The following is an 11968-nucleotide window of genomic DNA, read 5'->3' on the forward strand; positions in this document are numbered from 1 at the left end:
AGACCACCAATGTCTGTCATTTATCGCAACCAGATTTGCGCAGTTGGCTCGCAGGCCGAGTCCTTCCTCGATGAGAAAATGCTTGTCACATTCGGGGGCGCGGCCCCCGATGAGCTCCGCGATTTCTGTTACGCCCTACCCGAAGCAACCTCGAGCGGCCCAATCGGCGTCGGTGACGTCCTCGCTATTGGCAAGCACCGCTTCCCCATAACAGCAATTGGCGCCCTCGCGCAGCGCAACCTCGACTCCTTAGGACATGTCACTCTCGTCTTCGACGGCTCGAACGAGCCCCGGCTCGAGGGGGCCCTCCACGTACGGTGCGACGGCGAACTACCTAGACCACAGCTCGGAAGCATAATCCTCATCGAGTCAGCATGATCGGCACCAAGGTGACAGTAGGCCATCCTGCAGGGATCCATGCCCGGGTGGCTGCACACGCTGTACTACTGGCCTCCGGCCACTCGGCCAGCGTCTTCCTGCGATCCTTGCGCGGGACGGCCAGCCTAGCCCGGCTTGCAGACCTACTCAGACTGGATGTCCGCGAAGGCGACGTCGTCGAGGTCCTTGCCGATGGCCCTGATGAGGTCGAGACGCTGCATGACATCGCGACATTCCTCACGTCCACCACGGACGGTCCTGTACCACATACTGCATCAGACGAGGGGAACGATTGACCATGAGTGACAAGATAATCGCCGCAGCCGTCGCGGATGCCGGGGACACCGACGTCGTCGAAACAGGACGGGGAGTCCTCAACCGTGCCGGAAGCGTCCTTGCCGAGCACATGTGCCGCGCCAGGAACCACAACCTGCCCGCCCTTGTCATCGCCGACGAACGCACCTGGGCAGTGGCAGGCAAAGCTGTCGACGCGGGCCTACACTCGGCCGGAGTAGCGACTTGCGACCCGCTGGTTTTCCCTGCCGAGCCTTGCCTGTACGCCTCCTTGGACAACGCCCACATCATCGTCGACCGACTGCGCGCCCTGGACGCCGAGACTGGTTCAACAATCGTTCCGGTCGCGGTCGGGTCGGGAACCATCAACGACTTGACAAAGTTGGCCGCCAAGGACTTAGGACGGCGTTACGCCGTCGTCGGAACTGCAGCCTCGATGGACGGTTACACGGGAGCCGGGGCACCCATCAGCGACAATGGGGTCAAAGTGACAGTGCATTGCGTAGCACCGCAAGTTGTCATATTCGATTTGGACATCGCTGCTGCCGCACCGCAAACCATGACAGCATCCGGATATGGCGACTTAGCAGCCAAGATTCCCGGTGGTGCAGACTGGATCATCGCTGACGCCGCCGGGGTGGAGCCACTCGACCAGCATGTGTGGACCCTCGTCCAAAGCGGCGTCCGGGACGCCCTATCATGTCCCGACGACCTGCGTCGCGGCGATCCGGAAGCATTCTCCGGGCTCGTGGAAGGTCTCATCCTGTCAGGCCTGGCAATGCAGGTTTATAACGGCACTCGTCCAGCATCCGGGGCCGAACACTACTTCAGCCACATCTGGGAGCTGGCCCACGTAGGCGCCGACCGCAACCCACCACTGTCCCACGGGCACAAGGTCGCCATCGGGACCCTCGCCATGCTCGCCTTCTACGAGAAGTTCCTCGACCGAGACCTCTCCAGGCTCGACATCGACGCGGCAGTCGCAGCATGGCCCGACTGGCGGACGGTGGAGTCCGACATCCGCTCAACCTTTGAGGGTGCGCTGGCCGACCACGCCGTCAAGGAGACAAAGGTCAAATACGTTGACGCCGACGGGCTGCGAGCCCGTCTCAACCGGGTCGTTGACCGATGGCACGAGACCCGAGCAGTCCTTGATAAACAGCTAGTGAGGGCCCGCGTGTTCGCCGACCAGCTCCGTCGGGCCGGGGCCCCGTCCCGTCCCGAGGACATTGGACTGACCGCCGCCGACGTGCGGGCAACCTTCCCCAAGGCTATGTACTACCGCTCCCGCTACACCGTCCTGGACCTGGCACGTGAAGCGGGGTGGTACGAGGAACTCGTCGAGGAGGTGTTCGCCCCGGACGGACTGTGGACCTAATTGCTCCGGCACAACGCTGACCTCGGACTCATGTCCGGGGCCACGCCATGTCGTCAGGAGTTATCACTCCTCCTCGTCGCTATGACGGTAGGGATCAGCCTCACCGGCAGGCATGGCCCCTTCAGAGCGGCGCGCTATCTCGGCATCAGAGGCAGCAGCCCGGGCCAACGCGTCCTCAATGGACTTGGCAGTCTCAGGAGTGGCATCACGCACGAAGGTCAGGGTCGGGGCATAGCGCAGACCGAGCCGCTTGCCGACGGTGGAGCGCAGTAGTCCCTTGGCCGATTTCAACGCAGCTGCGGTCGAGGCAATCTGCTGGTCAGTGCCCATGGCCGTCCAGAACAGAGTGGCTTCACGCGAGTCGCCGGTCAGACGCACGTCGGTAATCGTCACGAACCCTAACCGGGGATCTTTGACGCGGCGCTCGAGGGTTTCGGCAACGACAACCCTGATCTGGTCGGCCAGTTTGGCGACCCGGGGATTGGGTGGCTTCATGATCTCTCCTCGCCATTCGTGTCCTGAACCGGGTCCCTATCTTTCCACACCAGACACACCAACGCACACGACAGCGAGTCTCAACGCGATGGCCCAGGCGTGTGCCATTGCAGCACTACTCCGACGACGACCAATACAGCTGCCATAGCGAGACTCAACACGTCAAAGGGGCTCTGGTTCAGCAGCGCCCACCAGTAGGGAGTCGCCGCGGAATCCTTGGTACCCAGGATCCAGCACGACAGGACGAAGATGGTTCCCGGCAGCCACGCCCAGGCCACCGACAGTACGACGCTGGCGACCATCGCCAGTCCCACCAGCAGGACATGGTTGCGCGCAAACCACAGCACCCACCACTGAGAAATGGGTTGGTCACCGTTGAATAGGACGGCCCATGCCACTGGCCACACCAGAACGATGACGGCCCACACCACCCTCATGGTGCGAATGGGACGGTCGGGGAAGGCCTGCTCCCGTTGTGGGTCCGGGGAGGAGAACAATACGGAGGCGAGGATGCCACTCAGGCTCGAAGGCCCCAGCCCCACATCAACCGACCTGCTGCCGGCAAACGGGACGGTGACGAGGTCGCCGCCAAGGTGATGGGCACAGACCATTCCCACCGTCAGATAGGCCACTACGGCCACCAGACCGCGACTGCGCAGGAACCATCCGAAGCAGGAGAGCCGACCCGTCATGGACAAGCCCTCACTTGTGCCACCATGGATCGCAGCGAGTCCGGGGCGAGGGGTTGACCGTCCATGACCGACACCAGTGCGTCGTCAAGGATTTCGACCGTCCCGTCACACTGTGAGGACGTGGAATCCTCGACTCCCAACAGGTTGTCACCCAGCAGGGGTGCGTTGAGATCCCCGGCCCATTCTCTCGCTGTGGAGGAGGTCGACACGTGCGTTCGCACCGGCAGGTAACCGGCCTTCCCTGGCCCTCCCTCGGGGGCGTAGACAATGCGTCTCTGGACCCCGCTGGCCATCAACAGGTCATCGACGCGGCCCATCGCCGTCGCGTACTCCTCCAGCCGCCAGGACAGGTCACCGGAGACGCATGCCATGGATCCGCGCTTGCCGACCTCACGACACCGCCAATCATCCGTGGATTCCCACACCTCCTCCAACCGAATCGTCGCTGCGGCGTCAACGATGACCACTGCCACCAGAATCGTCGCCGTGAGCCACCGCCACCAAGGCCCACCACCGGGTGTCGTGATCACGGCCACGAGCACCAAGGAGACGACGATGACGGCACAATCGAGTCCAGCCCACAACGCGATGGCGTGCCAGGTGAGATGCGAAGGGGCACCGTCGATGGCCGCAGGACCAGACCATCCGATGAGCAGGTCATAGGCCTCAGGAACGGCCCCCGCCACCAAGTAGACCGCGATGGCAGCGACAGCGGCGAGCAGATAGGAACCAGCCGCCACTCCAAGGACGGCCCCCAGGGCCAGGAATGCCGTGGCGGCCATGGCGGTGAGGACCGAACCCATCACGAGTCGCGGATCAGCGTCACCGGAAGCCACCAATGCGAGGATTGCGGTCGTTACCCCCACAGCCAGGAGCAGAACGGCTCCGACACCCATCAACCAGGTGGTGACGATGGCGGCGGTGGCGCTGCGCGGCCAGGCTCGGGATGTACGCGTGACCCCGGCGCGGCGAAGACGGGCGCCGTACGCCACCCCGACTCCGCAGCACACTGGAGACAGGATGACCGTGTCCACCGAGACACTCCCCGTCGTCAAGGCGAAGGACTTCCACACGCGGGGATACATGTGCATCAGGCCAACACTCGTGGCGACCCACAACACGGCAAGCCCCAGCCCAGACCAGACGGCCTGCCGAAGACAGGCTTTCATCGGTCCCCCTCAAGGAGCTCGGATTCTGCGCGACCTTGCATCAGGTGCAGGTAGCCTTGCTCAGCCACTGACACGTGGTCCTGTGAATCAGATTCTCCTGCTGCAGCCATCAATTCGGGCAGCGTGCCGCTCCAGGTAATGTGTCCCCCATCGACCAGATGCACCTGGTCTGCGGACAAGGCGACGTCATCCATGAGATGGGTGGACAGCACGACGACCCGTGAGGCCGCCTGCTCGACGACGTGGCGGCGAAACGAGATCCGCTCCCCCGGATCCAGGCCCACGGTCGGCTCATCAAGAATGAGCACCTCGGGGTCGTGAACCAGTGCCGCCGCGAGGAAGACCCGACGCTTTTGACCGCCCGACAGAGTACCGATGGGCTGGTGGGCGAATTGACCGACGTTCAGATCGGACATGACGCCTTGGCACCTGTGCCTGACCTGCGTGGACGGTACTCGATACATGCGCGCACAGAAGGCGAGAAAGTCTTCGACCGGCCACGACGGTGACCAGGTGCATTCCTGCGGAACGTACCCGATGTGGGCCCGGTACCCAGAGCCCTCCCATCGTCTCCTCACGGGTTGCCCGTCACGACGTAGCGTCCCGGCCCTCGGTCGTTTGATTCCGGTGAGCACAGCAAGCATCGTCGTCTTGCCCGCACCATTGGGGCCGACAAGGGCACTCACCCCCACCGGAAAGGTGGCCGATACCGGCCCCAGTTGCCAACCCGACCGGTATCGAACGACCACCTCGTCAAGTTCAATCGTGTCAGAACTCACCAATTCAATCCCTCGCTGCACTTATCATGTCGAGCCACTAGGCCGATACAAATCTTAGAAGAACGTTGCCAACCGCCTCTTTGATTACGACCAATTTGATTACGACCAACGCGGATCTTGGCGTCAGCATCCCATCTGTACGCCTTTCCACCAACCAAACGCCCAGTGCTGCCTGATGCCCCGGTTCTTAAGACTTTCGGTATACAGTTTCCACCCGGCGTGGGCTGACAGGTATAATAAAGAACGGAAGCGTCGATCTTGCCGTAACCGCCCCTGTCAGTTTTCTTGTGACCCGCGACAGTGAAAATGTAATTAGCCTGAGGAATGCCAGACACCATCTGATGACATGTAGGCTTTCTTATGTCCTTGGGTTTTTCCTTATGCTTTCGCCGATCCTCCTGTGACAGAAAGACTCCTCCACGATGTCACAGGAGTAGCTCAGATAGTATCAGCAAGTCCCGGCGCAGCAGAACACAAGCCAAAGACAGACTCGGCAAATGCTAGCGTAACTACAATGCCTTCTTATATATTCGTCAGCCATCTTTCCAGTACATCGCGCAACGGGGCAACACCGCCCTATTGCTACCGAATTGTGAATGACAATATCCTTCGGGTCGCAATGGGTCAAATCGGCGGCAAAACACGAACGGGGCGACCACGCTTCCACGTGGACGCCCCGTTCAGGACAGTGACCAAGCTCAGTCGCGAGGCTTCTCCACCATCTCGTAGCACTGGACCTCGTCGCCGACACGGATGTCGGAGTAGTTGGTCAGGGTCAGACCACACTCGTAACCCTCACGCACCTCGGTGACGGCATCCTTCTCGCGCTGCAGCGTGTTGATCTCGGTCTCCTGGATCACCACGCCGTCGCGGACGAGACGGGCCTTGGCATGGCGACGGATGGTGCCGTCGGTAATCATGCAGCCCGCGATCGTTCCAACCTTCGAGGAGCGGAAGATCTGGCGAATCTCTGCGGTGCCCATGGCCTTCTCCTCGTAGATCGGCTTGAGCATGCCTCGCAGCGCGGACTCGATCTCGTCGATGGCGTCGTAGATGACCGAGTAGTAGCGGATATCGACATTCTCCTCGTCGGCCATGCGCTGGGCATGGGCGGTCGGGCGAACGTTGAAGCCCACGATGACGGCGTTGGACGCGGCAGCCAGCGAGACGTTGGTCTCGGTAATGGCACCGACGCCGCGGTCAATAACGCGCAGGTCGACTTCGTCGCCCACGTCGATCTTGGCCAGAGCATCTTCGAGTGCCTCAACCGAACCGGCACCGTCACCCTTAAGGATGAGCAGCAGTTCCTCAGTCTCACCCTTCTCCAACTGCTCAAACAACTGGTCGAGTGTCTTGCGACGCGACGACTTGGCTTGTTGGGCGGCACGCATGCGGGCCTCACGCTTTTCAGCGATCTGGCGAGCCTTGCGATCGTCGTCAACAACCAGGAAGTTGTCGCCAGCGCCGGGTACCGAGGTCAGTCCGAGAACCTGCACTGGGGTAGCCGGAGCAGCCTCATCAACGTTCTCACCCTGATCATTAATCATGGCACGCACGCGTCCATAAGAGGACCCGGCGACAATGGAGTCGCCGATGTGCAGGGTGCCACGTTGGATCAGGGCGGTAGCCACTGGGCCACGCCCCTTGTCGAGGTGAGCCTCAATGGCAACACCTTGAGCCGCCATCTCGGGATTGGCACGAAGATCAAGGGCCGCGTCAGCAGTTAGCACGATCGCTTCGAGAAGATCGTCAAGACCTTCACGAGTGCGAGCAGAGACATTGACGAACATCGTGTCGCCGCCGTACTCCTCCGGCACCAAGCCATACTCGGTGAGCTGCCCACGAACCTTATCCGGGTCAGATTCCGGCTTATCAATCTTGTTGACGGCCACCACGATCGGCACATCAGCGGCTTTCGCGTGGTTCAAGGCCTCAACGGTCTGAGGCATCACGCCGTCATCAGCAGCCACAACCAGCACCGCGATATCGGTGGACTGGGCACCACGGGCACGCATAGCCGTGAACGCCTCATGACCAGGAGTATCGATGAAGGTGATAGCGCGTTCAACGTCATCAACCTCAGTCTGAACCTGGTAGGCACCGATGGCCTGGGTAATGCCACCGGCTTCGCCTTCCACCACGTGAGTATGGCGCAGGGCGTCCAACAACTTCGTCTTGCCATGGTCAACGTGACCCATAACGGTGACAACCGGAGGACGCGCAACGAGGTCAGACTCGTCGCCCTCATCCTCACCGAACTCCAGATCGAACGACTCGAGCAGCTCGCGATCCTCATCCTCTGGGGACACAACCTGAATCTGGTAGTTGAGTTCACCGCCAAGGATTTCTAAGGTGTCGTCCGACACCGACTGGGTCGCCGTGACCATCTCGCCCAAATTGAACAACACCTGCACCAACTGTGCCGGCTCGGCATTAATCTTTTCAGCCAAATCAGTCAACGACGCGCCACGACGCAGTCGAACGGTTTCGCCATTGCCCTTGCGAACGCGCACACCGCCCACCAGCGGCGCCTGCATCTCATCAAACTCTTGCCTGCGCTGCTTACGAGACTTGCGACCTCGACGGCCACCACCACCGCGCCCGAAGGCACCCTGGGTGCCGCGACCGCCGCGTCCGCCACGGCCACCGCCGATGGGACCGCGAGGCCCACCGCCGAAACCGCCTCCGAATCCGCCGCCACCACGGGATCCACCGCGACCACGTCCACCGCCACGTCCACCGCGACCAGTAGTCGCCTGGCCAATCTGTGAGGACTGGTGCTTCGGCATCATGGCCGGGTTCGGGCGCGGCATACCGGACCCACCGCGAGATCCCTGGCTGCCGCCAGGACGCGGCATACGCTCGCCCTGACCAGAACGTGGGGCTCCAGCAGAACGCTGTCCGCCCTCAGAGCGATGACGACCTTGCCCCATTCCCTGACTGGAAGCGAATGGATTGTTCCCCGGACGTGGAGCGCCGGTACGGCGCCCGCCGCCTGGGCGCGGACCGGGACGAGCACCCGACGGCAGCCCACCAGATCCACCCGGTCGCGGACCGGGACGAGCACCCGGCTTCGGAGCCTTTGATGATGCACCTGGCTTCGGCCTGGGAGTCGGCGCATGGGGCTTGGGAGCATTCTGACCCGGCTTAGGAGTCGGCTTGGGCTCCGGCTTCGATGCGGGGGGCTCCTGCTGCGCGGAGCCACTTGAAGACTTCATAAGGCCCGGACGCGGCGTCGCGCTCGTTCGCGCCGCTGAGCTGCGGCCAGGCTTCGGGCCGCCACTGGAACCGGGACGTGGACCAGGCACCGGTTTCGGCGTGGGCCCCGGTTTCGGGCCGGGAGTCGGCTTAGCCGATGTGGTCTCCTTGGAACTCTTTGTAGAAGACGGCTGCGGTTTACGAGCCGCAGGCTTGGCGGGTTTGGCGTCACCAGCCGGTTCAGCGGAACCGATCTGATCACGCAGTCGTCGCACAACTGGTGCCTCAATAGTTGAGGATGCTGAACGGACGAATTCGCCCATATCGTTGAGCTTCCCCAAAAGCTGCTTGCTTGACAGTCCGAGCTCTTTTGCGAGCTCATAGACGCGGACCTTGGCCACTACTCTCCTTCGGGCCCGGCCGCGGTGGACCTGGGCCTAGTTGTTGTGAATCCTCATTGGTGCGAACTCATCGAGTGTTCATGAGCATCTGCCCACTTCCTATTCAGTCTCCTTGGACCGGACAGACCGGCCCGCCAGAGAGACACGATTCGGTGAGGCCGCCGGACCTCCCGGCGGACATGCGGAACTAAGTTTACAGAAAATGACGTTTCGAGCCCAATTCACCGCCCTGGCAACTGCTCTTGGCAATCTGCACCCACCACCGCACGGGCACGGAAAGATCTTGCAAATCCATTGGCTACCGCGCGCTTCCAGCACTCATCGACCCGATGAACATAGGCACCTCTGCCCTGAGCGTGCCCCGTTAAATCCGCCACCACAACTCCATCAATAAGCACATATCGCCTCATATTCGCTGAGTCATCGACGCGTCGGCACCCGACACACGTGCGCTGAGGTCCTGCTGTCATTCCTCCACCCTTAAGTCAGATTGACGCAGCCCGCCCGACGCCTCTACGCAGGTACACGTATGCGCAATAAATCCGTTGCAGGAACGTCGGGTCAACATGGCTATCGCAGGCCCGCTCAGCCTTGATTGTCTGGACGAATATCGATCCGCCATCCCGTGAGGCGAGCAGCTAGCCGAGCATTCTGTCCTTCGCGGCCAATAGCTAGCGACAGTTGGTAATCCGGCACAATCGCCCGAGCCGTCTTCGCCTTCGGATCAATAACCGTCACTGACGACACCTTGGACGGGGACAAAGCTGCGCCTACGAATTGGGCCGGGTCCTCCGCCCAATCAATGATGTCGATTTTCTCCTCGCCCAACTCGTGCATCACAGCACGCACCCGCTGACCCATCGGGCCGATGCAAGCCCCCTTAGCGGACACATCAGGGTTATGGGAAACGACGGCGATCTTCGAGCGATGACCGGCTTCACGAGCTAGGGCCTTAATCTCGACGACCCCCTGCTCGATCTCAGGCACCTCCATTGCAAAAAGCTTGCGCACCAGGTTCGGGTGAGTGCGCGAAACGATGACCTGTGGGCCACGAGCCTCTTTACGAACGGCCACGACATACACGCGCAGACGCCGCCCGTGGGAGTAATTCTCGCCGGGGACCTGCTCAGCCGGCGGCATGATGCCCTCCAACGATCCCAGATCGATGCGCACGGTGCGAGTATCGCGGTACGACTGCTGGACAACACCAGTGATGACGTCACCCTCAACAGCGGCGAAGTGGCCATATTTCTGCTCATCCTCTGCTTCACGCAGCCGCTGAAAGATGACCTGGCGGGCAGTCGATGCGGCGACACGTCCGAAGTCCTCGGGGGTGCCGTCATACCAGCCGATGACCTCGCCTTCCTCATTCTTTTCCGGAAGCATAACCGCGACATTGCCTGTCTTGCGGTCCAGCTGGACCTTGGCCCCTTTAACCGGCGCCTCCGTCTTGTCGTATGCGTTAAGGAGGGCATCCTCAAGAGTCGTCACAAGATAGTCGAGCGGAATGTCCTTGTCCCGCTCGATCATGCGCAACGTTGACAGGTCGATGTCCATCTCAGTTCTCCTCTTTTGACGTCTGCACGTCGCGACGGTTGAGCTCCACCTGAACGACGGCCTTCGCCACGTCCACTAGCTGGACCTCACGGGTGGTGTACACAGGCTTGTGCGGTTTGGAGTTCTCTGCCTCGACTTCAAGGGTCACGGATTCCTCTCCGACCTCAGTAATCCGACCGTCGAAAGTCTCCCCAGATTTCTTCCCTTCGATCGGGTTGAGGGTCAACCGCACCAGGTGCCCGATGTTGCGTCGATAGTGACGCGGCTGAGTCAACGGGGTAGAGACACCGCGCGACGACACCTCAAGGGTGTACGACGACTCCCCCATTGCGCCAGAATCATCGAGACAACGCGAGATCTCGGCAGTGGCCTCAGAGATCTCGTCAAGGCTAGGTCCATGTCCGTCAGGGCCGTCTCCATCAACCGTCACACGCACGAGACGACGGCGCCCCGCAGGCACGACGTCGACACGATCGAGTTCGAGCCCAACTTGGGACACGACCGGTTCCAGCAGGCTCGTCAGCCTCTCTGCATTCATCTGTGTCTCATCCTGTTGTCGTTATAAATTGTTCTCACTGAGTCTAGCCACTCATTCCTGCAACAGTCAGCGGCCTCACTGACGGTCATGGGCATGCGATGGCTCAGTGCCGATAAGCTGAGCCCATGATCGCCCGCAGAACCATTCTTGCCAGCGGAGCCACCTTCGTCGCTATCGGATTGACCGGTTGCACCCATGATTCCCCTGAGAAGAAGTCGCCTGCGAGGACTACACGTCCACCAGCCACAACTCCCACAGCGCAGCGACGCGACGCAGTGTCCACGGAAGCTCTCCTCGCAGACCTCGCCACCAAAGCCTCTCGAGGCGCCACGGGCACTCAACGGACGATGCTCACCAAGGTTGCCGAAGCACACCGATGCCACGTTGAGGTGCTCGGCCAATCCAACCCGTTCTCCGGCTCCACACCGTCGAGTGCGGTATCCGCCACCCCGCGCCGCGCCGAACAGGGGGCACCATTATCCTTACTTCAGCGCCACGAACAAGCCGCAGCTACCAAGTATTTGTCGAGTTGTCAGACAGCCCAGGATTCATCTGAAGCCCTCTTGTGGGCCAGTCTGTCGGTGTTCAGTTCAGCCGTTCATCCCTCTAGTCCAATTCCCCAACTGACTCAAAAAATCGTCCCGGTAGCCGTTGGAAAAGAACCTGTCGCTAATGCTCAGCAGGCATTACTAACCCACCTTAATGCTCTTATCGCGGGCTTGGAATGGGGTATTGCACGCCTTGGAGACGGCGACCCGTTGCGTGCCTGGGGCTCGAATCGACGAGACAAAGTTCTTGTCGAGCGCACAGAAGTGCGTCAAAGCATCCGAAATGCCTCAGCAACTCCAACTCCCGACCTGCCCGGCTACCCCATGTCGCCCGCCCCTGTGAACGCTGCAGCGACCCGGTTATTGTGGTCTGGATTGGAAGCGAACGTCCTGTCAGGATGGGGACGCGTCACCGCTGCTAGCGAGTCAGCCGAACGTCGCCATGGGGTTGCCGCAATGGTGGGCCAAACCCAAGTTTTGGCCCATTTGGGTACTGGCGTGACGGCGTGGCCAGGATGGGTTTAAATCTCTGCGGCTGGGT

12 protein-coding genes are annotated in these 11968 nt (G+C 61.3%); 4 read left to right on the forward strand and 8 right to left on the reverse strand.

What is annotated here, in order from left to right; translation table 11 throughout:
• Window positions 1–9 precede the first annotated feature (9 nt).
• Genes FYJ43_RS10510 through FYJ43_RS10520 form a run of 3 tightly spaced genes read left to right on the forward strand, consistent with a single transcriptional unit; the run spans window position 10 to window position 2050 of the window.
• The gene (locus FYJ43_RS10510; protein WP_154564652.1) at window positions 10–378 is read left to right on the forward strand and encodes a PTS glucitol/sorbitol transporter subunit IIA; all 369 of its coding nucleotides are present in this window, start codon (window positions 10–12) and stop codon (window positions 376–378) included.
• Window positions 375–674: an HPr family phosphocarrier protein gene (locus FYJ43_RS10515; RefSeq protein WP_154564654.1), complete on the forward strand. Its 300-nt coding sequence runs from the start codon at window positions 375–377 to the stop codon at window positions 672–674. Before FYJ43_RS10510 ends, FYJ43_RS10515 begins: the two co-directional genes overlap by 4 nt.
• A gap of 2 nt (window positions 675–676) precedes the next feature.
• Window positions 677–2050: a sn-glycerol-1-phosphate dehydrogenase gene (locus FYJ43_RS10520; RefSeq protein ID WP_154564656.1), complete on the forward strand. Its 1374-nt coding sequence runs from the start codon at window positions 677–679 to the stop codon at window positions 2048–2050.
• A gap of 63 nt (window positions 2051–2113) precedes the next feature.
• Here FYJ43_RS10520 and rbfA read toward each other — a convergent pair whose 3' ends face one another.
• The 8 genes from rbfA to rimP all read right to left on the reverse strand — a co-directional run bounded on the left by rbfA (window position 2114) and on the right by rimP (window position 10879).
• The gene (gene rbfA / locus FYJ43_RS10525) at window positions 2114–2545 is read right to left on the reverse strand and encodes a 30S ribosome-binding factor RbfA (protein ID WP_154564658.1); all 432 of its coding nucleotides are present in this window, start codon (window positions 2543–2545) and stop codon (window positions 2114–2116) included.
• 80 nt (window positions 2546–2625) lie between these two features.
• Window positions 2626–3237, reverse strand: coding sequence for a hypothetical protein (locus FYJ43_RS10530; RefSeq protein WP_154564660.1), 612 nt, complete (start codon window positions 3235–3237; stop codon window positions 2626–2628).
• The gene (locus FYJ43_RS10535; protein ID WP_154564662.1) at window positions 3234–4406 is read right to left on the reverse strand and encodes a conjugal transfer protein TraL; all 1173 of its coding nucleotides are present in this window, start codon (window positions 4404–4406) and stop codon (window positions 3234–3236) included. The genes FYJ43_RS10530 and FYJ43_RS10535 overlap by 4 nt, the downstream gene beginning before the upstream one ends.
• The gene (locus FYJ43_RS10540) at window positions 4403–5206 is read right to left on the reverse strand and encodes an ABC transporter ATP-binding protein (protein ID WP_326833583.1); all 804 of its coding nucleotides are present in this window, start codon (window positions 5204–5206) and stop codon (window positions 4403–4405) included. The genes FYJ43_RS10535 and FYJ43_RS10540 overlap by 4 nt, the downstream gene beginning before the upstream one ends.
• A 677-nt stretch (window positions 5207–5883) precedes the next feature.
• Complete coding sequence (infB, locus tag FYJ43_RS10545; protein ID WP_326833584.1) at window positions 5884–8784, reverse strand: translation initiation factor IF-2; 2901 nt, start codon at window positions 8782–8784, stop codon at window positions 5884–5886.
• A 221-nt stretch (window positions 8785–9005) separates the two neighbouring features.
• On the reverse strand, window positions 9006–9254 hold the full coding sequence (locus FYJ43_RS10550; protein ID WP_154564664.1) for a YlxR family protein: 249 nt from the start codon (window positions 9252–9254) through the stop codon (window positions 9006–9008).
• A gap of 115 nt (window positions 9255–9369) precedes the next feature.
• The gene (nusA, locus tag FYJ43_RS10555; RefSeq protein WP_154564666.1) at window positions 9370–10341 is read right to left on the reverse strand and encodes a transcription termination factor NusA; all 972 of its coding nucleotides are present in this window, start codon (window positions 10339–10341) and stop codon (window positions 9370–9372) included.
• 1 nt (window position 10342) lies between these two features.
• Window positions 10343–10879 (reverse strand): ribosome maturation factor RimP, encoded by a 537-nt coding sequence (rimP, locus tag FYJ43_RS10560; RefSeq protein WP_154564668.1) that lies wholly within the window; start codon window positions 10877–10879, stop codon window positions 10343–10345.
• A 125-nt stretch (window positions 10880–11004) separates the two neighbouring features.
• Between rimP and FYJ43_RS10565 the strand changes: the two genes are divergently transcribed.
• Window positions 11005–11952 (forward strand): DUF4439 domain-containing protein, encoded by a 948-nt coding sequence (locus tag FYJ43_RS10565; protein WP_154564670.1) that lies wholly within the window; start codon window positions 11005–11007, stop codon window positions 11950–11952.
• Window positions 11953–11968: the final 16 nt, after the last annotated feature.

The sequence above is a fragment of the Cutibacterium porci genome, from assembly GCF_009696315.1.
In the GTDB taxonomy this organism is placed as follows: Bacteria; Actinomycetota; Actinomycetes; order Propionibacteriales; family Propionibacteriaceae; genus Cutibacterium; species Cutibacterium porci.